At 69.1% G+C, this 20,863-nt stretch carries 24 protein-coding genes; 18 read left to right on the top strand and 6 right to left on the bottom strand.

Going from position 1 to position 20,863, the window contains the following annotated elements:
• Positions 1–25: 25 nt before the first annotated feature.
• The 4 genes from EV278_RS08305 to erpA form a co-directional block, all read right to left on the bottom strand.
• A complete protein-coding gene (locus tag EV278_RS08305) occupies positions 26–898 on the bottom strand; it encodes a hypothetical protein (RefSeq protein WP_132089238.1) in 873 nt (290 codons plus the stop codon).
• Positions 899–942: 44 nt separating this feature from the next.
• Positions 943–1,731, bottom strand: coding sequence for an exodeoxyribonuclease III (gene xth, locus EV278_RS08300; RefSeq protein ID WP_132089235.1), 789 nt, complete (start codon positions 1,729–1,731; stop codon positions 943–945).
• Between the two features lie 80 nt (positions 1,732–1,811).
• Positions 1,812–2,273, bottom strand: coding sequence for a hypothetical protein (locus EV278_RS08295; protein WP_132089232.1), 462 nt, complete (start codon positions 2,271–2,273; stop codon positions 1,812–1,814).
• 163 nt (positions 2,274–2,436) lie between these two features.
• Complete coding sequence (gene erpA, locus EV278_RS08290; protein ID WP_132089229.1) at positions 2,437–2,769, bottom strand: iron-sulfur cluster insertion protein ErpA; 333 nt, start codon at positions 2,767–2,769, stop codon at positions 2,437–2,439.
• A gap of 77 nt (positions 2,770–2,846) precedes the next feature.
• On the opposite strand from erpA, the gene EV278_RS08285 reads away from it, so the two are divergent.
• The 12 genes from EV278_RS08285 to EV278_RS08225 all read left to right on the top strand — a co-directional run bounded on the left by EV278_RS08285 (position 2,847) and on the right by EV278_RS08225 (position 14,673).
• Complete coding sequence (locus EV278_RS08285; RefSeq protein ID WP_132089226.1) at positions 2,847–4,031, top strand: deoxyguanosinetriphosphate triphosphohydrolase; 1,185 nt, start codon at positions 2,847–2,849, stop codon at positions 4,029–4,031.
• A gap of 133 nt (positions 4,032–4,164) precedes the next feature.
• Positions 4,165–4,989 carry an SPOR domain-containing protein gene (locus EV278_RS08280; RefSeq protein WP_132089223.1) on the top strand — a complete coding sequence of 275 codons (825 nt, stop codon included), beginning with the start codon at positions 4,165–4,167 and terminating at the stop codon, positions 4,987–4,989.
• A 13-nt stretch (positions 4,990–5,002) separates the two neighbouring features.
• A complete protein-coding gene (gene nagZ, locus EV278_RS08275) occupies positions 5,003–6,028 on the top strand; it encodes a beta-N-acetylhexosaminidase (RefSeq protein WP_132089220.1) in 1,026 nt (341 codons plus the stop codon).
• The gene (locus EV278_RS08270) at positions 6,025–6,849 is read left to right on the top strand and encodes a ScpA family protein (protein WP_132089217.1); all 825 of its coding nucleotides are present in this window, start codon (positions 6,025–6,027) and stop codon (positions 6,847–6,849) included. Before nagZ ends, EV278_RS08270 begins: the two co-directional genes overlap by 4 nt.
• A 115-nt stretch (positions 6,850–6,964) precedes the next feature.
• Positions 6,965–7,624 (top strand): SMC-Scp complex subunit ScpB, encoded by a 660-nt coding sequence (gene scpB / locus EV278_RS08265; RefSeq protein WP_132089214.1) that lies wholly within the window; start codon positions 6,965–6,967, stop codon positions 7,622–7,624.
• 142 nt (positions 7,625–7,766) lie between these two features.
• A complete protein-coding gene (locus EV278_RS08260) occupies positions 7,767–7,991 on the top strand; it encodes a twin-arginine translocase TatA/TatE family subunit (protein ID WP_028040730.1) in 225 nt (74 codons plus the stop codon).
• Positions 7,992–8,086: 95 nt separating this feature from the next.
• A complete protein-coding gene (gene tatB / locus EV278_RS08255) occupies positions 8,087–8,656 on the top strand; it encodes a Sec-independent protein translocase protein TatB (protein ID WP_132089211.1) in 570 nt (189 codons plus the stop codon).
• Entirely contained in the window at positions 8,653–9,558 is a 906-nt protein-coding gene (tatC, locus tag EV278_RS08250; RefSeq protein ID WP_132089208.1) for a twin-arginine translocase subunit TatC, read from the top strand. Before tatB ends, tatC begins: the two co-directional genes overlap by 4 nt.
• A gap of 225 nt (positions 9,559–9,783) precedes the next feature.
• Positions 9,784–11,079 carry a serine--tRNA ligase gene (gene serS / locus EV278_RS08240; RefSeq protein WP_132089205.1) on the top strand — a complete coding sequence of 432 codons (1,296 nt, stop codon included), beginning with the start codon at positions 9,784–9,786 and terminating at the stop codon, positions 11,077–11,079.
• Positions 11,080–11,191: 112 nt separating this feature from the next.
• Positions 11,192–11,998, top strand: coding sequence for a 5'/3'-nucleotidase SurE (surE, locus tag EV278_RS08235; RefSeq protein WP_132089202.1), 807 nt, complete (start codon positions 11,192–11,194; stop codon positions 11,996–11,998).
• Positions 11,998–12,654: a protein-L-isoaspartate(D-aspartate) O-methyltransferase gene (locus EV278_RS08230; protein ID WP_132089199.1), complete on the top strand. Its 657-nt coding sequence runs from the start codon at positions 11,998–12,000 to the stop codon at positions 12,652–12,654. Before surE ends, EV278_RS08230 begins: the two co-directional genes overlap by 1 nt.
• A 126-nt stretch (positions 12,655–12,780) precedes the next feature.
• The gene (locus tag EV278_RS08225) at positions 12,781–14,673 is read left to right on the top strand and encodes a LysM peptidoglycan-binding domain-containing protein (protein WP_132089196.1); all 1,893 of its coding nucleotides are present in this window, start codon (positions 12,781–12,783) and stop codon (positions 14,671–14,673) included.
• Between the two features lie 148 nt (positions 14,674–14,821).
• On the opposite strand, the gene EV278_RS08220 is transcribed toward EV278_RS08225, so the two are convergent.
• Together EV278_RS08220 and EV278_RS08215 are read right to left on the bottom strand one after the other, a co-directional pair.
• The gene (locus EV278_RS08220) at positions 14,822–15,061 is read right to left on the bottom strand and encodes a hypothetical protein (RefSeq protein ID WP_132089193.1); all 240 of its coding nucleotides are present in this window, start codon (positions 15,059–15,061) and stop codon (positions 14,822–14,824) included.
• Positions 15,062–15,080: 19 nt separating this feature from the next.
• Entirely contained in the window at positions 15,081–15,920 is an 840-nt protein-coding gene (locus EV278_RS08215) for an ATP-binding protein (RefSeq protein ID WP_132089190.1), read from the bottom strand.
• Between the two features lie 120 nt (positions 15,921–16,040).
• Between EV278_RS08215 and yajC the strand changes: the two genes are divergently transcribed.
• The 6 genes from yajC (at position 16,041) to EV278_RS08185 (ending at position 20,836) form a co-directional block, all read left to right on the top strand.
• Positions 16,041–16,349 (top strand): preprotein translocase subunit YajC, encoded by a 309-nt coding sequence (gene yajC / locus EV278_RS08210; protein WP_132089187.1) that lies wholly within the window; start codon positions 16,041–16,043, stop codon positions 16,347–16,349.
• Positions 16,350–16,406: 57 nt separating this feature from the next.
• A complete protein-coding gene (gene secD, locus EV278_RS08205) occupies positions 16,407–18,005 on the top strand; it encodes a protein translocase subunit SecD (protein WP_132089184.1) in 1,599 nt (532 codons plus the stop codon).
• Positions 18,006–18,014: 9 nt separating this feature from the next.
• Positions 18,015–18,962 (top strand): protein translocase subunit SecF, encoded by a 948-nt coding sequence (secF, locus tag EV278_RS08200; RefSeq protein WP_132089181.1) that lies wholly within the window; start codon positions 18,015–18,017, stop codon positions 18,960–18,962.
• Between the two features lie 2 nt (positions 18,963–18,964).
• Positions 18,965–19,318: an MTH938/NDUFAF3 family protein gene (locus tag EV278_RS08195; RefSeq protein WP_132089540.1), complete on the top strand. Its 354-nt coding sequence runs from the start codon at positions 18,965–18,967 to the stop codon at positions 19,316–19,318.
• 73 nt (positions 19,319–19,391) lie between these two features.
• The gene (locus EV278_RS08190; RefSeq protein WP_132089178.1) at positions 19,392–20,006 is read left to right on the top strand and encodes a urate hydroxylase PuuD; all 615 of its coding nucleotides are present in this window, start codon (positions 19,392–19,394) and stop codon (positions 20,004–20,006) included.
• A gap of 83 nt (positions 20,007–20,089) precedes the next feature.
• Positions 20,090–20,836, top strand: coding sequence for a squalene/phytoene synthase family protein (locus EV278_RS08185; protein ID WP_132089175.1), 747 nt, complete (start codon positions 20,090–20,092; stop codon positions 20,834–20,836).
• Positions 20,837–20,863: the final 27 nt, after the last annotated feature.

Raw genomic sequence — 20,863 nt, 5'->3', positions numbered from 1 at the left:
CAAACGTGCGCCCTGTCAAACGGGATCAGTCGTCCAGGTCGAACGGCAGCTCGTCCTGGTCGTCCTTGGGCGGGCGACCAGCCTTGGAAACCGGCTTGTAGGTCTTTTCCGCGATCGGCGACCGATCGCCGTCCAGGTCCAGCGCGTCGTCGAGATCGTCGTCCGCCTCCCAGGGTGCGTCCATCGGATCGGCGGTGGTGTCGATCTGGTCGAACAGCGGGGCTGTGGCGGCCGGACGAGGCGGCGCGGCGGCGCTGACCGTCTCGAGGGCGGGAGTATAGGGCTTGGGCGCGCGCGCGACTTCCGGCTCGGCGACCGGGGCGCGCGTCTGGATGGCCGGCTCGGACGGCGACGCGGCCCTGGCCTTCGGGGCCAGCGGGCGGCGGACGATCGCGTCGGCGCGCAGCAGCCAGCGGTTGGCCTCCTGGATGGCGTCGGCGGGCGAGCGGCTCTCGCGGCGCTGCTGGTCGCCCTCCAGCCACAGGTCCAGCTCGAAGTCGGGATGGCGCGGATCGTCGAAGATCAGCTTCAGGGTCACCTGGGCCGCCTGCTGGACGATCTGGTCGATGGCGCGGCGCGGCTCGCCGCGGAACACCCGGCCGATCACCTGGCCGTCGACCGACAGCTCCGCCCCCATCAGCTCGTCGATGCGGTAGATCAGGCACCAGGCGCCGCTGTCCCAGGCCACGGCGGCCTGGTTGGTGGTGAAGTTGAAGCCCGCGCCCCGGCCGCGGCCCTTGGCGACGATCACCGTCTCCGGCGCGCCCTTCAGCACATGGCGCAGCGCGCGGCGGATCCGGCGTTCCTCGTCCATGAACCAGATGGCGGCGCTGCCCACGAAGGTCACCGCGGACGCCGACAGGGTCACGAGCAGCAGAAGACGCCAGAGTTCGCTCATGGGGTCAGGCTAGCGGGAGTCCCGGTTTCCGAACAGTCGCCGTTTCAGAGCGACAGCTCGGCGACCACGGGAACGTGATCGGAAGGCTTTTCCTTGTCGCGCTCGTCGCGGTGGATGACCACCCCGTCCAGCTTGTCGGCCGCCTGGGGCGACAGCAGCAGGTGGTCGATGCGGATGCCCAGGTTTCGCGGCCACGCCCCGGCCTGGTAGTCCCAGAAGGTGTAGCCGCCCGGCGCGCCGTCGGCCTGCATGTAGGCGTCGGTAAAGCCCAGGTTCTTCAAGGCTCGGAACGCGCCCCGGCTCTCGGGCTGGAACAGGGCGTCGCCCAGCCAGGCCTCGGGATTGGCCACATCCTCGGCCTCGGGGATGACGTTATAGTCGCCGGCGATGACCAGTGGCTCCTCCAGGGTCAGAAGGCCCTGGGCGTGGGCGTGAAGCCGCTTCATCCAGGCCAGCTTGTAGGCGAACTTCTCGGTGCCGATCGGATTGCCGTTGGGCAGGTAGATGCCGACCATCCGCAGCGGAGTAGGGGCGGCGATCACCGCCTCGATATAGCGCGCCTGCTCGTCGACCTCGTCGTCCTGCAGGAAGGGCAGGCCGCGCCGTACGTCCTCCAGCGGGAACTTCGAGAGCATGGCCACGCCGTTGTAGGTCTTCTGGCCATGGACGGCGACGTTGTAGCCCAGGCGCTCGAAGGCCTCGGTCGGGAACTTCTCGTCCAGGCACTTGATCTCCTGCAGCACGGCCACGTCGGGCGCGGCCGATTCGAACCACTCCAGGACCCTTTCCAGGCGGGCGTTGACGGAATTGACGTTCCAGGTGGCGATACGCATCAAAGGCTCCAGTCGGCGGCGGGAGGCTAGGGCGCAAGGGCGATGCGCTCAAGTCGCGGCTCTGGATTTCCGAGCGTCGCCTAATGTGGGCTCGATGAACTGCTCTGGGGCTGTCCGGCCTGGAAGGCGGAGAGCAGATTGGCCTGCACGCTCATGACCAAAGCCGCCGCGGCCAGCACCGAGGTGATCCCCGTGACCACGACAATCCATCGCGTGGTCTTGTTGTCGGCCCTCAAGCTGTCCATCTGCGCGAAGACGCCGGCCTTCAGGCTGTCCATCCGAGTGAAAGTATCGGCCTTCAGGCTGTCCATCTGGGTGAAAGTATCGGCCCTCAGGCCGGCCATCTGCGCGAAGGTATCGGCCCTCAAGCTGGCCATATGGGTGACGGTGTCGGCCCTCAAGCCAGCCATCTGCGCGAGGACGCCATGATCGCCCGTCAGAATTTCGCCAAGCCGATCGATTTTGCCGCTGAGTTCGACGAAGCGCGTTTCCGTCCGCGCTTCCACGGCCTCCAGCTTGGCTTCGATCTCTTCGCGGGTCATGGCTTCGATCCTGCGGCCGGTCGGGCGGGTTTCAATTGGCTTTTTGCAACGGCTCTCTGCCCGGCCATCCATGAAAATCCATCGAGCGCTCAGCCGTGTTTATGGTTTGTTCTCAATCTTTGCTGTGGGCAGCTGCGTAGCGCAAGCTGAAAGTTGAGTCGGCTCAAATCGAGAAGCTGACGCCGCAGCCGCAGCTGGACTTGGCGTTGGGGTTGCGCACTCGGAACTCGGCGCCGGCCAGTTCGTCGACGAAGTCGATCTCCGAGCCCTTCAGCAGGGCCAAGGAGATCACGTCGACCAGGGCGGCGGCGCCGTCGCGTTCCACCTTCAGGTCGTCGGGCTCGGCGCTGTCGACCAGGTCGAACCGGTACTGGAAGCCCGAGCAGCCGCCGCCGTCGACGGCGACGCGCAGCATCACCGGATGGCCCTCGGCCGCCGAGATGGTGCGGAGCCGGCGGGCGGCGCTGGAAGAAAGGGTGACGGCTGTGTCGGTCATGGCTGTGGAAAATCCATACTTCGCCTATATGAGGGCCTGCGCGTCCCAGGAAAAGGGGCGATCAGCAAAGGCCGTCCATGTCGTCGTCTCCCTTCTTCGTCCAGCGCGCCCCCTATGCCGAGGATCCGGCCACGTCGCGGGGCCGTCGTTTCCAGGAAGACGAGAGCCGCACGCGCACCCCGTTCGCCCGCGACCGCGACCGCATCATCCACACCTCGGCCTTTCGGCGGCTGAAGGAAAAGACCCAGGTGTTCGTCGCCCATGAGGGCGACAACTTCCGCACCCGCCTGACCCATTCGCTGGAAGTGGCCCAGGTGGCCCGTTCGCTGGCCACCGCCTTGGGCTTGGACAGCGATCTAGCTGAAACCATCGCCCTGGGTCACGACATCGGCCATCCGCCGTTCGGCCACGCCGGCGAGGACGAGCTGCAGTCGTGCATGAAGGCCTACGGCGGCTTCGATCACAACGTCCAGACCTTCCGCGTCGTCACCGAACTGGAGCGCCGCTATCCGGACTTCAACGGCCTGAACCTGACGTGGGAGACCCTGGAAGGGATCATCAAGCACAACGGCCCGGTGACCGAGAAGCTGGGCAAGCCGTCGTGGAAGGCGATCTCCAAGTACGACAGCGAGTACAAGCTGGGCCTGAACACCTGGGCCTCGGCCGAAGCCCAGGTCGCGGCCCTGGCCGACGACATCGCCTACAACAACCACGACATCGACGACGGGGTCGAGGCGGGGCTGTTCACCCTGGATGAGCTGATGGACGTGCCGCTGATCGGTCCGATCCTGGCGGCCGTGCGCAGCGAGCGACCGGACCTGGACCCGCGCCTGACCCGGCTGGAGGCCGTGCGGCGGATGATCGGGGCGATGGTCGACGACGTGATGGGCGAGACCCTGCAGCGCGCCGCCGCCACCGGCGTGCAGTCGGCTCAGGACGTCCGCGCCCTGGACCACGCCCTGGTCGCCTTCTCGCCGGACATGGCCGAGGACCTGGCCCGGCTGCGCCAGTTCCTGCATGCCCGGATGTACCGCCACTGGCGGGTCAATCGCACGCGCAGCCAGGCGCGCCGCATTCTCGCCGAGATGTTCAACCTTTTCTTGGCCGAGCCCGACGTCCTGCCGTCGGAATGGTTCGCCCGGTCGCAGAACCGCGACGAGGCCGGCCGCGCCCGCGTGGTCTGCGACTACATCGCGGGCATGACCGACCGCTTCGCCATCGAGGAACATCGCAAGCTGTTCCAGCTGGACGTCTGGAACTAGCCCGACGCGAAAGCCGGGGAGCGGCGTTCACGAGTGGTTCTGGGTAGGCCCGGGCTCCGATAAACTAGGTCGGCGCACGTCCGATTCGTTGTCAGCGATCCCGTGCGCATGGAAGTCTGGAGCCTCGACGCGAATGTCCGATCCCCACCGCGGCGCCTATACGCCGCCCACCGATGCGCCGCTCTCGTTCGATGCGCGTCAGCCCGTTCGCGGCTCGCGGCCCTTGCCCATGACCCTGATCCTCAGCGCGGTGGTCCTGGCCACCCTGGTGGTCGCGGTGCTGCTGATCTATCGCGGCGGCGTGCGCGGCCCCAACGAGCCGCCGCGCACGGTGGGCGAGCCCGTCGCTCAGGTGAAGGCTCCGCCGCCGGCCGACGCCGCCCAGCCGGCCGACCCGGCCTCGGGCCTGCAGATCTACAAGAGCGAGACCCCCGAGGCCTCGCCGACCTTCGCCGCCCAGCCGGAAGCGCCGCTGGCCCGTCCGACCCCGCCGCCGCCCAGCGCGCCGGTCCAGACCGCGACCCTGCAGCCGGCCAAGCCGGCGCCGACCGGTCCGAGCGTGCCGGTTTCGGCCGCGCCCGCCGCCAAGCCGTCCGCCCAGGCCGCCAGCAAGCCCGCGCCCAGCATCGAGGGCCTGGCCACCGCCGCCGTCGCGCCGCGCGCCACGACCCCCGCCGCCACCAAGCCGGCCGCGCCGGCCCCCGCCGCCTCGGCCGGCGGCCCGGCCAGCGTCCAGATCGGCGCCCTGTCCTCGACCGCCCTGGCCGACAAGGCCTGGTCCGACGCCGCCCGCATCGCGCCGGGCCTGGCCGCCGGCAAGGGCAAGCGGGTCGAGGCGATCGACAAGAACGGCACGACCCTCTACCGCACCGCCGTCACCGGCTTCGCCAGCCGCGCCGAGGCCAAGGCCTTCTGCGACGCCCTGAGCGCCGCCGGCAAGTCCTGCTTCGTGAAGTAAGAGGGCAGGGCGCATGGCCAGCATCTCCGCCGCCATCCTCGGCTGCGCCGGGACCACCCTGACGGCGGAAGAGGCCGCGTTCTTCCGGGACGTGAAGCCGTGGGGCTTCATCCTGTTCAAGCGCAACATCGCCGACCCCAATCAGGTCCGGGCCCTGACGGCGGCGTTGCGCGCGACGGTGGGACGTCCCGACGCGCCGATCCTGATCGACCAGGAGGGCGGTCGCGTCGCCCGCCTGGCCGCGCCCCACTGGAAAAAATATCCGCCCGGCCGCGCCTATGGCGAACTGGTCGCCAACGACCCGCTGGTCGCCCGCGAGATCACCCGCCTGGGCGCACGCCTGATCGCCCATGACCTGCTGGACCTGGGGATCAATGTCGACTGCGTGCCGGTGCTGGACGTGCCCGATCCGCAGGGCCACGAGATCATCGGCGACCGCGCCTATGGCGACACCCCCGAGCAGGTGGCCGCCCTCGGCCGCGCGGCGGCGGAGGGCCTGCTGGCCGGCGGCGTGCTGCCGATCATCAAGCACATCCCCGGCCATGGCCGCGCCATGAGCGACAGCCACCTGGAGCTGCCGGTGGTCAAGGCCAAGCTCGCCGAGCTGGACGCCCGCGACTTCGCCCCGTTCCGCGTGCTGTCGGACATGCCGATGGCGATGACCGCCCACGTCGTCTACACGGCCATCGACCGGTCCCGCCCGGCTACGACCTCGAAGAAGGCGATCCGGAAGATCATCCGCGAGTCGATCGGCTTCGACGGGCTGCTGATGAGCGACGACCTGTCGATGAAGGCGCTGTCGGGCGACTTCCGCCAACGCGCCAAGGACAGCCTGGCCGCCGGCTGCGACGTGGTCCTGCACTGCAATGGCGACATGGCCGAGATGAAGGCCGTGATGAGCGGCGTCGGCAAGCTTTCGCGGGAGGCTAAGCGCCGGGTCCAGGCCGTCATGGGCCGCCTGGTCAAGGTTCCCGAGCCGCTGGACGTGGCCGAGGCGCGGGCTCGCTTCGATGCGGCGTTTGACGGACGCTTTGCGTGAGCACGGGCTTCCAGCCCACCCTCGACTTCGAGGCCGCCAACGAGGCGGCCGAGGACGGCGCGGCGCTGGTCATCGACATCGACGGCTACGAAGGTCCGCTGCACGTGCTGCTGGCCTTGGCGCGCAGCCAGAAGGTCGACCTGCTGCAGCTGTCGATCACCAGGCTGGCCGAGCAGTACCTGGCCTTCGTGCAGCAGGCCCGCCGCGTGCGCTTCTCGCTGGCCGCCGACTATCTGGTGATGGCCGCGTGGCTGGCCTATCTGAAGTCCCGTCTGTTGCTGCCCAAGCCCGAGCGCCCCAAGGCCGAGGAGCCGCCGGCCGAGGAGATGGCGGCCCAGCTGGCCTTCCGCCTGGCCAAGCTGGACGTGATGCGCAAGGCCGTCGAGGCGCTGAAGGAGCGGCCGATCCTCAAGCGCGACGTCTTCATGCGCGGCGATCCGGAGGCGGTGAAGATCGTCTCCTCCACGCGCTTCGAGGGCGACCTCTACGCCCTGATGACCGCCTACATCACCCAGCGCAAGCGCGAGCACGGCCGCCACTACGCCCCGCGCCCGCCCCAGGCCTATCCGCTGGAGGACGCCCGCGACCGCCTGCGCGAGCTGCTGCCGGAGATGAAGGACTGGACCACCCTGTCGGGCGTCGCCCCGGTCGAGCGCTGGGAGGAGGACCCCGACGGCCCCAGCCCCGCCAGCTACCTGGCCTCGACCCTGTCGGCCAGCCTGGAGCTGGTGAAGGAGGGAATCCTGGAGGCCAGGCAGATGGAGCATTTCTCGGACATCTATCTGCGGACAAGGGCCGAGCCGCTGGAGCCAGTGACGTGAGAAGGCCCCCTCAGTCGGCTTCGCCGACAGCTCCCCCAGAGGGGGAGCAGCTCCGTAACGCGATCCTCCCCCTCCGGGGGAGGTGGCCCGAAGAGCCGGAGGGGGCCTTCGCGCCATGACCCTCGACCCGCTCTTCACCCAACGCTGCATCGAGGCCCTGCTGTTCGCGGCGGCCGAGCCGCTGAGCGTCGAGGACCTGGCCAAGCGCCTGCCCGAGGGGGCCGACGTCGGCGCCGGCCTGGCGGACCTGTACGCGCGCTACGCCGGGCGCGGCATCGAGCTGGTCCAGGTGGCGGGCCGCTGGCGGTTCCAGACCGCCCAGGACCTGGCCTTCCTGATGACCGAGGAGCGCGAGGAGCCGCGCCGGCTGTCCAAGGCCGCCCAGGAGACCCTGGCGATCATCGCCTACCACCAGCCCGTCACCCGGGCCGAGATCGAGGCCGTGCGCGGGGTGCAGGCCAGCCGGGGCACGCTGGACGTGCTGCTGGAGCTGGGCCTGGTCAAGATGCGCGGCCGCCGCCGCACGCCCGGCCGGCCGGTGACCTTCGGCACCACCGACGCCTTCCTCGAGCATTACGGCCTGGCGACTCTCGGCGACCTGCCGGGAATCGCCGAGATGCGGGCCGCCGGCCTGCTGGCCCTGGACCTGCCGCCGGGCTTCACCGTCCCCGACCCTATGGGCCTGCGGCCCGGCGAGGACGAGGATCCGCTGGAGGACGGCGACGAGGCTCCGGAATTCGCTCAGGATTTCCTGGGGGACCTGGAGCGAGGGTAGGGGCTTTACACATCGTCGCAGGCGCCTGCTTATCGTGCGGCCCCGCTTTGCCCCCCGCCTCGCGACGGCCTATATTGTCAGAGATATTGTAACGACACGCCACAGCGGCTAATGGGCCGCTGTCGCAAGGAGCATCGTCGTCATGGGTAGCATGAGCTGGATCCACTGGGTGATCGTGATCGCGGTCGTGGCCCTGCTGTTTGGCGGGCGCGGCAAGCTGTCCGGCATCATGGGCGACGCGGCCAAGGGCATCAAAGCGTTCAAGGACGGCCTGAAGGATGATCCGTCCGACGACGTGGCGGCCAACAAGTCCACGGGCGCCCTGCCGCGCACCGAGGCCGAGAAGGAAGACCTGCGCAAGTCGTAGGGGATTCGTCGCGCCGCGCTTCCACGAAGGGAAGGGCGGGCGCGGCTATCGTTTCACTTCGCGCGCCGGTCGCCGGCTCGCTCTAAGGCGCGTCCATGCTTCCTGATATCGGCGGAACGGAACTTCTGGTCATCGCCGCGGTCGCCTTGATCGTGGTGGGGCCCAAGGACCTGCCCGTGCTGCTGCGCAAGCTCGGCCAGTTCGTCGCCAAGATCCGCGGCATGGCCAACGAGTTCCGCGCCAGCTTCGACGAGATGGCCCGCCAGTCGGAGCTGGACGAGCTGCGCCGCGAGGTCCAGGCCATGCGCGAGGGGCAGTACACCGCCCCGATGCGCGACGCCGCGGCCCAGGCCAGCGACGCCAGCCACGTCGACCAGGTGTTCGCCGACATCGACGCCAGCCTCAACAGCGGTGCGGTCAAGGTCTCGCCGCACGACGCCTACCAGCCCGCCACGACCCTGGAAGCGCCCGCGCCCAGCGTCGAGATCGTCTCCGAGCCCAAGCCCAAGCGCAAGTCGCCGGCCAAGACGGCCGCCGCTAGCACGGCCGAGATCGTCTCCAAGCCCAGGGCGGCCAAGGCAGCCAAGGACGACCTGTCGGTTCCCGCCAAGCCGGCTCGCAAGCGTGCGGCCAAGGCCTCGACCAAATCGGACATCGTCTCGTGAGCAACGCCATCGGACACGATCCGGAAGACGAGATCGAAGCCTCGCGCGCGCCGCTGATGGACCACCTGATCGAGCTGCGCATGCGGCTGATCATCTGCGTGGTCGCCCTGTTCGTCGGCTTCGGCGTCTGCTTCGCCTTCGCCGACCAGATCTTCCTGTTCCTGGTCAACCCGTTCACCGTGGCCCAGAAGCTGCTGGCGGCCCAGCACGCCTCGGGCGGCAAGCACGGCCCGTTCGATCTGCTGCTGGCCCTGCTGGGCCTGAAGGACATCCCGACCACCGACACCCACGTGCTGGGCCTGGTCTACACCGCCGCCCTGGAGTTCTTCTTCACCAAGCTGAAGCTGGCCGGGTTCGGGGCCGTGGTCCTGACCTTCCCGGTGCTGGCCTGGCAGCTGTACCGCTTCGTGGCCCCGGGCCTCTACAAGAACGAGCGCCACGCCTTCCTGCCGTTCCTGATCGCCTCGCCGGTGATGTTCATCCTGGGCGCCGCCCTGGTCTATTACGTGATGCTGCCGTTCGTGCTGTGGTTCTCGCTGAGCCAGCAGATCACCACGGCCGGCATCTCGATCCAGCTGCTGCCCAAGGTCAGCGACTACCTGACCCTGGTAACCACCCTGCTGCTGGCCTTCGGCCTGTGCTTCCAGCTGCCGGTGGTGGTGTCGCTGCTGGGCATGGCCGGCATCGTCTCCAGCAAGCTGCTGCGCGACGGCCGCCGCTACGCCATCGTCGGGGTGTTCATCGCCGCGGCCATCCTGACCCCGCCCGACCCGATCAGCCAGATGACCCTGGCGATCCCGATGTGCCTGCTCTACGAGATCTCGATCTGGTGCGTGTGGCTGATCGAGCGCCGCAAGGCCAAGGACGAGGCCGAGCAGACCAAGGACGTGGTGGCGGTCTGAAATCTCTTCCTTCTCCCCTTGCGGGAAAAGGTGGCGCATAGCGCCGGATGAGGGGTTGCACGGTGGCGAACACCTGGCCTCGCAACCTGAAACGCCGCGCGACCCCTCACCCGATCCGCTGCGCGGGCCACGCTCTCCCGCAAGGGGAGAGGGAAGGGTGTTGGCGCCCCCGCCGACGCGCCTTAGAGAGGTCGCTTCTTAACGACATCTCCGCCGAGCGTTCCGATGCACGACATCAAGGCCATCCGCGACAATCCCGAAGCCTTCGAAGCCGCCTGGTCGGCCAAGGGCCGGTCGGGCGCGGCCGCCGAGGCGATTGAGCTTGATGCCATCCTGCGGAAGACGCTGACGGAGCTTCAAAACGCCCAGTCTGAACGCAACGATCTTTCCAAGCGTGCCGGCCAAGCTAAGGGGCGTAAGGACGAGGCGGAGTTTGCTCGCCTGATGGCCGAGGCATCGGAACTCGGCCGATTGATCGACGGACATCGCCATGTAGCCGTCACGGATCAGATTAGACTCAACGAACTATTGGCGGAACTACCCAATATTCCGGCACCCGAGGTGCCCAAGGGCGAGGACGAGGCCGAGAACGTCGAAGTCCGCCGCTGGGGCGACCCGTCCAAGCTGCCGGCCGGCCGACTGAACAGTCCCAAGGACCACGTCGACCTGGGCGCGGCCCTGGGCGGCATGGACTTCGAGGCCGCCGCCCGCATGAGCGGCGCGCGGTTCGTGGTGCTGAAGGGCCAGATCGCGCGGCTGGAACGGGCCCTAGGCCAGTTCATGCTGGATCTTCAAACCGTGCAGAACGGCTACACCGAGGTGAGCCCGCCGCTGCTTGTCAAGGACGAGGCGCTCTTCGGGACGGGCCAGTTGCCGAAGTTCGCCGAGGACCTGTTCAAGACCACGGTCGACCACTGGCTCATCCCCACCGCCGAAGTCTCCCTGACCAATATCGTCCGCGAGCAGATCACCGACGAGGCCGAGCTGCCCTTACGCATGACTGCCCTGACTCCCAGCTTCCGCTCGGAAGCTGGCGCGAGCGGCCGCGACACCCGCGGCATGATCCGCCAGCACCAGTTCTACAAGGTCGAGCTGGTCTCGATCACCACGCCCGACCAGTCCGAGGCCGAGCACGAGCGCATGGTCCAGTGCGCCGAGGCCGTACTGAAGGCCCTGGAGCTGCCGTTCCGCACCATGCTGCTGTGCACCGGCGACATGGGCTTCGGGGCGCGCAAGACCTACGACCTGGAGGTCTGGCTGCCGTCGCAGAACACCTATCGCGAGATCAGCTCGTGCTCCAACTGCGGCGACTTCCAGGCCCGCCGCATGGACGCCCGCTTCAAGAAGGCCGGCGAGAAGGGCACGCACTACGTCCACACCTTGAACGGTTCGGGCCTGGCCGTCGGCCGCACCCTGGTGGCGGTGCTCGAGAACTACCAGGACGAGACCGGCCGGATCACCGTGCCGGAGGTCCTGGTCCCGTACATGGGCGGCGTGACTCATATCGGGGGGGAGGCATGACCCCCTCAGTCGGCTTCGCCGACAGCTCCCCCAAAGGGGGAGCAGCCGCACGATGTAGCTCCTCCCCCTCTGGGGGAGGTGGCCCGAAGGGCCGAAGGGGGCTGGCACGCTGATGCGCATCCTCCTGACCAACGACGACGGCATCCATGCCGAGGGCCTGCAAAGCCTGGAGCGCATCGCACGGGCCCTGTCGGACGACATCTGGATCGTCGCGCCGGAGTACGAGCAGTCCGGCGCCGGCCGGGCCCTGACCCTGTCGGACCCGATCCGGGTGCGCCGGATCGACGACCGCCGCTTCGCCGTCGAGGGCACGCCGACCGACTGCGTGGCCATGGCCGTACAACAGCTGATCGACGGCCCCGCGCCGGACCTGGTGCTGTCGGGCGTCAACCGCGGCCAGAACCTGGCCGAGGACGTCACCCTGTCGGGCACGGTGGCCGGCGCCATCGAGGGCATGGCCCTGGGGATCCCCTCGATCGCCCTGTCCCAGGCCATGACCTATTTCCACGACGAGGTGGTGGCCCACTGGGAGACGGCCGAGCATTTCGGCCCGGGCATCGTCCGCCGCCTGCTGGAGATCGGCTGGCCCAAGGACGTGGTCATCAACGTCAACTTCCCGGCCCTTGCCCCTGAAGCGGTCACCGAGGTGGAAGTCACCCGCCAGGGCTTCCGCGACTCGCACATGCGGAGCATGGAAAAGCGGACCGACCTGCGCGGTCGCGACTATTACTGGACCGGCTTCGTCCTCAAGCCGTCCAAGCCGGCGGAGGGCACGGATCTGAAGGCCGTCCATGAAGGCAGGATCTCGGTCACGCCGCTGCACATCGACCTGACCCACAACCCGACGGTGGCGGCCCTGAAGGGCCTGCTCGGCGGCGCGCCCCCCAAATCGGACTCCAAGCTGGAGGCGGCTTCGTGATGGCCCAGGTCAAGGCCGACACGCCCGAGGCCCGGCTGCAGGCGCTGATGAAGGCGCTGCGGGCCCAGGGCGTCACCGATCCGGCGGTGCTGAACGCCATCGAGAAGACGCCGCGCGACCTGTTCACGCCGGACCTGTTCAAGGAACGGTCGTGGGAGGATTCGGCCCTGCCGATCGCCTGCGGCCAGACGATCAGCCAGCCGTTCATCGTCGGGCTGATGACCCAGGCCCTGACCCTGGAGCCGCGCTGCCGGGTGCTGGAGATCGGCACCGGCTCGGGCTACCAGACCGCCGTCCTCAGCCGGGTCTCGCGCCTGGTCTATACGATCGAGCGCTACCGGACCCTGATGAAGGAGGCCGAGGCGCGCTTCGCCGTGCTGGGCCTGACGAACGTCATCACGAAATTCGGCGATGGATGGGAGGGCTGGCCCAAACAGGCGCCGTTTGACCGCATTCTGGTCACGGCGGCGGCGCAGGATGAGCCGGAAACTCTGCTTTCGCAGCTCAAGCCCCAGGGCGTGCTCGTCGCGCCGGTGGGCAAGGGCCCGGTGCAGAGCCTTCGCCGCTATGCCGGCGACGGGAAGGGGGGCTTCACGGTCGAAGTCCTGTGCGACGTGCGTTTCGTCCCGATCCTGGACGGCGTCGCCCGCGAATAGCGGGCCGGCGTCGCCGGGATTTCCCTGTGGGCGCTTGCACAGGGTTCTCGGGACGACGCGAGATGTTTAATGGTTGGTTTACCCTTGCGGCGGCGACTGGAGCCCATGCAAGGTAGAGGAGAGGCTATGAGGCAGTTGTGGACGCGCGCGGCGGTGATCGCCCTGACGGCTGGAACGCTCGCGGCCTGCGAGAGCACGGGCGGCGCGCAATATCCCACCCGGAGCCAGGCTCCGACCCCGAACTTCCCGATCGTCCAGGCCCCGCCGGCCAACCAGCAGCCCGAAGGCCCCACGACCCCGCCCGACGAGCCGCAGCCCACCTTCTCCGCCCCGGCCGGCAATGTGGGCGTTTCCAGCCAGCCCCTGGCCCCGGCCACGGTCATCCAGCCGCCGCCGCCTCCGCCGCCCCCTCCCGCCGCTGAAACCCGTCCGGCCCCGGCCCCGGCCGCGCGCCCCGTGGTGGTCACCACCGTCGGCGGTCCCGTGGTGACGATCGCCGGCCCGCCCAAGAGCTACAAGGTCAAGTCGGGCGACAATATCGACGCCATCGCCCGCACCCTGGGCACCACCCGCGCCCAGCTGGCCAAGGACAACGACCTGAAGGCCCCGTACCGGATCCATCCGGGCCTGGTGCTGCAGGGCCCCGAGACCCAGGACGCCAAGGCCTATGTCGTCCAGACCGGCGATACGATGTTCGCCATCGCCAAGCGCTTTTCGGTCTCGGCCGCGGCCCTGGCCGAGGAGAACGATCTGAGCGCCGGCTCGGCGATCCGCAAGGGCCAGAAGCTGCGCCTGCCGGACGGCTACAAGGACAAGGGGCCCAGCCGCACCACCGTGATGCAGCCGGTCGCCCAGGGGCCGGCGAGCAGCGCGCCGTCGTCGTCCAGCGGCCTGCCGCCGATCGGCTCGCCGTCCAGCCACGCGACCGCGCCGGCTCCGTCCCGCGACGTCGAGGAGGAGGAGGCCCCCGCGGGCCGTCCGGTCACCACCACCACGGTCAGCGTCACCGGTCCCGTGGTCGAGGTCGCCGGCCCGCGCCGCACCTACATCGTCAAGCGGGGCGACGCGATCGACTCGATCGCCCGCGAGCTGGACACCACCCGCGCCGACCTGGCCAAGGACAACGACCTTGAGGCCCCGTATCGCATCAAGCCCGGCCAGAAGCTGAAGGGCCCGGAAACCACGGCCAAGGCCTATGTGGTCCAGACCGGCGACACCCTGGCCAATGTCGCCAAGCGCTTCAACGTCAAGCCGGCCGCCCTGGCGGCGGAGAACAACCTGCGCAGCTCGGCGGCCATCAAGAAGGGCCAGAAGCTGCGCCTGCCGTCGGGCTATCGCGACAAGGGCCCGCTGAAGACCACGGTGACGACCGCCCCGCCGGCGCCGCGTCCCACGACCCCGCGGCCGATCCCCCCGGCTCCCAGCTACGCCCCGCCGGCCGCCACCACGCCGCCGGCGTCGCTGCCGTCGTCGCCGCGTCCCTATACGCCGTCGCCGAGCACCAGCTATCCGCGCACGCCCAGTGGTCCAGTCTCGGCCCAGCCGGTGACGCCGCCGCCGTCCGCGGGCCAGATCATCGGCAGCACCCCGCCGCCGACCGAGGCCGAGATCACCGCCGCCGGCCGCGGCCGCTTCGTGTGGCCGCTGCAAGGCGAGACGATCTCCGACTTCGGCCCCAAGGGCACGGGCCAGCGCAACGACGGCGTCAATATCCGCGCCCCGGCCGGCACGCCAGTCCACGCCGCCGCGGCGGGCGAGGTGGTCTATGCTGGCAACCAGGTGCCCGGCTTCGGCAACCTGGTGCTGGTCAAGCACGCCGACGGCTGGGTGACGGCCTACGCCCACCTGTCGTCGACCGAGGTCAAGATGCGCCAGCAGGTCGCCCAGGGCGCCACCCTCGGCGCGGTCGGCCAGACCGGCGGCGTCACCGAACCGCAGCTGCACTTCGAGGTCCGCTATGCCCCGACCCCGAAGGACAAGGCGCGTCCGGTCGATCCGGGCCTGGTGCTGCCGAGGTAGAAAGCGTGAAGGGCGGGAGCCGACTTGCCCCCACCTGACCGCTCCGCGGTCTGTCCGCCCCCAATGGGGGCGGAGCCTTCGCGCTCTTCCCCCTGTGGGGGAGGAGGGCCGAAGGCCCGGAGGGGGCAAGTCGGCTGGCGAGCGTCGGCTATTCGTCGCCCCAGCGCCACTTCCACGGACCGTCGCTCTTGCGCCAGCTGACCACCACGACGATCGCCGTCGAGGCCAGCACCACGCCCAGATGCAGCATCGGGTTGCGCTCGGTGAACACCACGCCGCTGGCGACGACAACGACCAGGAAGCCGATCAGCAGCGCCCAGCCTTCCCAGCTGCAGGGCAGTCCGGCGCCGAACCCATAACGCTTCACGCGAAACCAAGGCTTGCCCATCCGGGCCTCCTCCAGGGGTCTACGCCGGCAAGTTTACACCCAGCTCCCCGGCCAGGTCACGGATGAACTGCCAGGCCACCCGGCCCGAGCGGGCGCCGCGCAGCTGCGACCATTGCAGGGCCCGGCGCTCGAGGTTTTCGACCTCCAGGCCGAAGCGATCGGCATAGCCGTGGATCGCCGCCAGGTAGGTGGGCTGGTCCATGGGCGGGAAGCCGATCCACAGGCCGAAGCGGTCGGAGACGCTCATCTCCTCCTCGGCGTTCTCGGCGGCAGCGATCGCGCCCTGGGTCTCGACGTGGTCGCGCGGCATCAGGTGGCGGCGGTTCGACGTCGCCACGAACAGCACGTTCTCGGGCGGGCCGGCCACGCCGCCTTCCAGCGCCGACTTCAGCGCCTTGGCCGCCGCCGCCCCGTCCTCGAACGACAGGTCGTCGCATAGCACCACGAAGCGCTCCGATCGGGCCCGCAGCAGGTCGAACAACGGCGGCAGCGCCGTGACCTCGTCGCGATCGACCTCGATCAGCTTCAAGGTCGCATGCTCGGCGGCCATCCCCATGAAGGCCGACTTGGTCAGCGAGCTCTTGCCCGTGCCGCGCACGCCCCACAGCAGCACGTGGTTGCAGGGCAGGCCGAGCGCGAAGCGGCGCAGGTTCTCGACGAAGCGGTCCTTCTGCCGCTCGACGCCGATCAGCAGGTCCAGGGGCATCGGATAGTCGGGGGCGGGAACGAAGCCGCCGCTGGCCGGCTCGTGCCGGAACAGTCGCCCGGAAGCGAAGTCGGGCGCGGCCGGAGGGGCCGGAGCCAGGCGCTCCAGGGCGTCGGCGATGCGGGCGAGCAGGGGCAGGGCGGCGTCGGTCATGTGTTGCGTCCTAGCCCCACCTGCCCGTCATTGCAAAAGGGGAGGTGAACGCATAGCTTCCGCCGACTTGGCGGGCCCCCCATGTGGCGGGGACGCTAACCAGACTTTCTTGGAGACGACATGTCCGCCGGACTGCAAGCCCAACTGATCCAGATCGCGCCCATCATCCTGATGGTCGTGCTCTTCTATTTCATGCTGATCCGCCCGCAGCAGACGCGCGCCAAGCAGCACGCCGCGGCCATCGCGGCCGTCAAGCGCGGCGACAATGTCGTGCTGTCGAACGGCATGCTGGGCAAGGTGGTCCGCGTCGAGGAGACCGAGGTCGGCGTCGAGATCGCCCAGGGCGTGACCGTCAAGGTGGTCAAGAGCATGATCGCCGAGATCCGCGCCAAGGGCGAACCGGCCCCGGCCAACGATCCCAAGAGCTGATCACCCCTTCGCCTTGATCACGAGGCGCCGGAAGGCGTCGTCCAGAGCCTGTAATCCATGCTGACCCTCTCCCGCTGGAAAGTCGCCGCCGTCATCCTGTCGGTGATCTTCGGCATCGTCTTCTCCCTGCCCAACGTGCTGCCGCAGAAGACGCTCGACGCGCTTCCCGGCTGGGTTCCCCACCAGAAGCTGAACCTGGGCCTCGACCTGCAGGGCGGGTCGTACCTGCTCTATGAGGTCGACACCGACGCGCTGCGTGCCGAACGCCTTACCAACATGGTCGAGGACGTGCGCAGCACGCTGCGCAACGACCAGATCGAGTTCAGCGAGTTGGGCGAGGCGGGCGGCGTCGTGCGGGTCCGCATCACAGACCCGGCCAAGGTGGACCAGGCGGTCAGCCTGCTGCGCCGTTCGATCGGCGGGCAGTTGCAAGGCACGGTCACCGGGCGCGACACGACGGTGACCAACAGGGGAGGCGGGCAGCTCGAACTGGCCTTCGTGCCGGAAGCGGCCAAGGCCGACGCCGCCAAGGCCGTGACCCAGTCGATCGAGACGATCCGCCGTCGGATCGACGCCCTGGGCACCAAGGAACCGACCATCACCCGTCAGGGCAGCAACCGGATCGTCATCCAGGCGGCCGGGGAAAGCGACCCGGCCCGACTGCAGGCCGTGGTCGGCCAGACCGCCAAGCTGACGTTCCAGATGGTCGACGAGACGGTCTCGCAGGAAGACATGGTCGCCGGCCGCATCCCGCCCGGCGTGATCGTCATCCCCGGAACCCAGCCCGGCGAGCCGCCGATCCCGGTCGCCAAGCGCGCCCTGGTCACCGGCGAGGACCTGGTCAACGCCAACCAGGAATTCGACCAGAACGGCGCGCCCGCGGTCGGCTTCCGCTTCGGCGGGGCCGGCGCCCGCAAGTTCGGTGACGCCACCACCCGCAATGTCGGCAAGCGCTTCGCCATCGTGCTGGACGGCAAGTACATTTCGGCTCCACGCATCAACCAGCCCCTGCCGGGCGGTTCGGGCATCATCACCGGCAACTTCACGCCGGAGAGCGCCGCCGAGCTGGCCCTGCTGCTGCGCTCGGGCGCCTTGCCGGCCAAGCTGAACCTGGAGGAGCAACGCACCGTCGGGGCCGAGCTGGGCGCCGACGCCGTCAAGGCCGGCGCCATCTCGCTGGCCATCGGCGCGGCGGCGATGTTCGTGTTCATCATCCTGGCCTATGGCCTGTTCGGGGTGTTCGCCGCCCTGGCCCTGGTGGTCAACGTCCTGCTGATCATCGGCATCATGTCGATGACCCAGGCCACCCTGACCTTCCCCGGCATCGCCGGCCTGATCCTGACCCTGGCGGTCGCGGTCGACGCCAACGTGCTGATCTACGAGCGGATGCGGGACGAGGCGGCGGCGGGGCGATCGCCGATGTCGGCGGCCGACACTGGCTTCCGCCGGGCCATGGTCTCGATCATGGACGCCAACATCACCAGCCTGATCTCCGCGGCGATCATGTTCGGGTTCGGCTCGGGGCCCATCAAGGGCTTCGCCTGGACCCTGTCGATCGGCGTGTTCACCTCGGTGTTCACCGCCATCATCATCACTCAAGTGCTCATCGGCTGGTGGTTCAAGACCGCCAAGCCGAAGAAGCTGCCGATCGCTTAGGTTCCGCTCATGGCTTGGCCCCTCATCCGCCTGATCCCCCGCCAGACCCATTTCCGCTTCGTGAAGTGGGCGCCGGTCGCCGCGGCGATCTCCGCCCTGCTGATCGTCGGCTCGTGCGTCTCGTTCTTCACCCAGGGCCTGAACCTGGGCATCGACTTCAAGGGCGGCGTCGCCATGGAGGCGCGCATGCCTACGCCCATTCCGCTGGGCGAGCTGCGGACCGAACTGAAGCGCATCGGCGTCCACGACGCCCAGGTGCAGGGCTTCGGCTCGCCCAACTCGGCCATGATCCGCTTCCTTCCGGAGGCGGGCCAGAACGCCAACACCGAGGCGGCGCAGATCAAGCAGAAGCTGGTCGCGCACTTTCCGACCATGACCATGCCCGCGCCGTCCGTCATCGGCGCCAAGGTGTCGGGCGAACTGCTGGGCTCGGGCTTCAAGGCCCTGGGCATCGCCCTGCTGCTGATGCTGGGCTACATCTGGTTCCGCTTCCAGTGGCAGTTCGGCGTCGGCGCCGTGGTGGCCGTGTTCCACGACATCATCCTGACCCTGGGCCTGCTGTCGGTGCTGCACATCGAGTTCTCGATGACCTCGATCGCCGCCCTGCTGACCGTGATCGGCTACTCCATGAACGAGAAGGTCATCACCTTCGACCGGCTCAAGGAGAACCTGCGCAAGTACAAGACCACGCCGCTGCGCGACATCATCGACCTGTCGGAGAACGAGCGTCTGTCGCGGACGATCATCACCGGCTCCACGGCCCTGCTGGCCCTGGGCGGCACGATGGTGTTCGGCGGCCCGGTGCTGTTCCCGCTGGTCTTCACCATGACTTTCGGCATCCTGATCGGCACCTATTCGTCGGTCTATATCGCCCTGCCGCTCATCCTCGTCTGGGGCGTAAAGCGGGGCGACGAGGAAGCCACGCCGATCAAGCTCGGCGCCGGCACCCGGCCCTGATGCTGCGCCAGCCGCCATCGATCGACGCCTGGGGCGGCGGCGGGTTCCGGGTCTCCGGCGACTGGCGTCCGGGCTCGCTGCTGATCCTCGATGATCAGCCGCGGTCCTGGTCGGCCACCGCCCTGGCCGCCCTGACGCCGGACGACTTCGCCGAGGTCTTCGCGGCGGGCGGGGCGGTCGAGTTCGTGCTGCTGGGCGTGGGCCTGGTCAACGCCCTGCCGCCGCGTCCGGTGCGCGACGCCCTGAAGGCGGCAGGCGTGGGCCTGGAGTTCATGAGCACCGAGGCCGCCGCGCGCACCTACAATGTCCTGGCCAGCGAAGGCCGGCGGCTTGCGGCGGCCCTGATCGCCGTCTGAGCCCATCTCTTGCCGACTCCGCGAACAGGCCTATACCTGGACGCCGGGACAAGGGGCATCAGGGGGCCTGGACATGACCGGACTACTTTCCAATTTCCGCAACACCATCATCGTCAGCGTCCTGCTGGCCCTGGTGATCGCGTTCGGCTTCGGGCACAGCCCACACGGCTTCGACGAGGCCTATTTCCAGGCGGTGTTCCGCCTGTTGCACGTGTTCTTCGGCATCCTGTGGATCGGGCTGCTGTACTATTTCAACTTCGTGCAGATCCGCGTCATGCCGCAGATCCCGGCCGAGCTGAAGCCGGCGGTGTCCAAGTACATCGCCCCCGAGGCGCTGTTCTGGTTCCGCTGGGCGGCGCTGGCGACCTGGGTGATGGGCGTGGCCCTGGCCTTCGCGCGCGGCTATCTGACCGAGGCGGCGACCTTCGGCCTGTGGGGCGGCTACGAGCGCGGCGTCGACATGGGCTTCACCTTCATCGGCCTGGGCATGTGGCTGGCGACGATCATGTTCATCAATGTCTGGGGCGTGATCTGGCCGAACCAGAAGCGGGCCCTGGGCATCATCGAGGTGGACGCCGACGCCAAGGCCAAGGCGGCCAAGATGGCCATGCTGTTCTCGCGCATCAACACGCTGCTCAGCATTCCGATGCTGGCCTGCATGACGATGTACCAGACGCTGTTCAACTGATCGGTCCAGCCGTGAGATCGGAAGAGGCCCACGGGATCCGTGGGCCTTTTTCTTTTCAGCGATGCGGCGCATAAGCCGCGCCCATGACGACCACGCTGGACATCGCCCACCGCAACGCCGCGCCGGACACCGACCTGGACGCCCTGGTGCGCCGGGTCGATCCCGACCGCTGGCTGGCCAGCCGGTTCATCGCCGATCCCAAGGCCCGGGCCGACGTCATCGCCCTCTACGCCTTCAACTACGAGCTGGCCCGGGTTGCCGGCGGAGTCAGCAACGCCCTGATGGGCGAGATCCGCCTGACCTGGTGGCGCGAGGCCATGGAAGAGGTCGCCGCCGGCCAGCCGCCGCGCCGCCACCCCACGGTCGAGGCCGTGGCCGCCGCCGGCTATCCCTTCGGCGCCCTGGCCGAGATGGCGGAGGCCCGGATGGCCGATCTCGACACCGCCCCGTTCGAAACCGAAGGCCAGGTCATGGCCTATGTCGACGCCACGGCCGGGGCGACGGCGATGCTGGCCGCCTGGCGGCTGGACCCCAAGGCCGACCCCCACGCGCTCCAGGACGCCGCCCGCGCCTATGGCCTGGCGGGGCTGTGGCGGCTGAGGCGGGCCGGGGTCCAGCGCCTGCCGGCCGACTGGACGCAGGGCGACGTGCGGCGGCGGGTGGGGGAGGCGCTGGCCAAGGCGCGGATCGCCCTCAGGGACCTGCCGATCGCCGCCTTCCCCGCCGCCGCGCCGGCGGCCCTGGCGCGGGCGCAGACGGGGGAGCGGGAGCTGGGCGAACTGGAAAGGCGCATCCGGCTGACCTGGGCCGTGGCAACGGGGCGGGTCTGAGCCAGGGACATGCCCTTGCGGCGTGTC

The sequence above is a fragment of the Caulobacter sp. BK020 genome, assembly GCF_004342605.1.
GTDB lineage: Bacteria > Pseudomonadota > Alphaproteobacteria > Caulobacterales > Caulobacteraceae > Caulobacter.
The sequence above is the reverse complement of the archived record's forward strand: the minus strand, read 5'-3'. Positions and strand labels throughout refer to the sequence as shown.

Excerpts from the sequence above, each read along its gene's own strand:
- tatB (WP_132089211.1), top strand. The coding sequence starts at position 8,087 with ATGCTTCCTGATATCGGCGGAACGGAACTTCTGGTCATCGCCGCGGTC.
- EV278_RS08215 (WP_132089190.1), bottom strand. The coding sequence starts at position 15,920 with ATGACCGACGCCGCCCTGCCCCTGCTCGCCCGCATCGCCGACGCCCTG.
- EV278_RS08185 (WP_132089175.1), top strand. The coding sequence starts at position 20,090 with ATGACGACCACGCTGGACATCGCCCACCGCAACGCCGCGCCGGACACC.
- xth (WP_132089235.1), bottom strand. The coding sequence starts at position 1,731 with ATGCGTATCGCCACCTGGAACGTCAATTCCGTCAACGCCCGCCTGGAA.
- serS (WP_132089205.1), top strand. The coding sequence starts at position 9,784 with ATGCACGACATCAAGGCCATCCGCGACAATCCCGAAGCCTTCGAAGCC.
- EV278_RS08220 (WP_132089193.1), bottom strand. The coding sequence starts at position 15,061 with ATGGGCAAGCCTTGGTTTCGCGTGAAGCGTTATGGGTTCGGCGCCGGA.
- nagZ (WP_132089220.1), top strand. The coding sequence starts at position 5,003 with ATGGCCAGCATCTCCGCCGCCATCCTCGGCTGCGCCGGGACCACCCTG.
- secD (WP_132089184.1), top strand. The coding sequence starts at position 16,407 with ATGCTGACCCTCTCCCGCTGGAAAGTCGCCGCCGTCATCCTGTCGGTG.
- EV278_RS08305 (WP_132089238.1), bottom strand. The coding sequence starts at position 898 with ATGAGCGAACTCTGGCGTCTTCTGCTGCTCGTGACCCTGTCGGCGTCC.
- EV278_RS08230 (WP_132089199.1), top strand. The coding sequence starts at position 11,998 with ATGGCCCAGGTCAAGGCCGACACGCCCGAGGCCCGGCTGCAGGCGCTG.
- EV278_RS08295 (WP_132089232.1), bottom strand. The coding sequence starts at position 2,273 with ATGACCCGCGAAGAGATCGAAGCCAAGCTGGAGGCCGTGGAAGCGCGG.
- EV278_RS08225 (WP_132089196.1), top strand. The coding sequence starts at position 12,781 with ATGAGGCAGTTGTGGACGCGCGCGGCGGTGATCGCCCTGACGGCTGGA.
- scpB (WP_132089214.1), top strand. The coding sequence starts at position 6,965 with ATGACCCTCGACCCGCTCTTCACCCAACGCTGCATCGAGGCCCTGCTG.
- EV278_RS08190 (WP_132089178.1), top strand. The coding sequence starts at position 19,392 with ATGACCGGACTACTTTCCAATTTCCGCAACACCATCATCGTCAGCGTC.
- EV278_RS08260 (WP_028040730.1), top strand. The coding sequence starts at position 7,767 with ATGGGTAGCATGAGCTGGATCCACTGGGTGATCGTGATCGCGGTCGTG.
- yajC (WP_132089187.1), top strand. The coding sequence starts at position 16,041 with ATGTCCGCCGGACTGCAAGCCCAACTGATCCAGATCGCGCCCATCATC.
- secF (WP_132089181.1), top strand. The coding sequence starts at position 18,015 with ATGGCTTGGCCCCTCATCCGCCTGATCCCCCGCCAGACCCATTTCCGC.
- EV278_RS08280 (WP_132089223.1), top strand. The coding sequence starts at position 4,165 with ATGTCCGATCCCCACCGCGGCGCCTATACGCCGCCCACCGATGCGCCG.
- erpA (WP_132089229.1), bottom strand. The coding sequence starts at position 2,769 with ATGACCGACACAGCCGTCACCCTTTCTTCCAGCGCCGCCCGCCGGCTC.
- EV278_RS08285 (WP_132089226.1), top strand. The coding sequence starts at position 2,847 with ATGTCGTCGTCTCCCTTCTTCGTCCAGCGCGCCCCCTATGCCGAGGAT.
- surE (WP_132089202.1), top strand. The coding sequence starts at position 11,192 with ATGCGCATCCTCCTGACCAACGACGACGGCATCCATGCCGAGGGCCTG.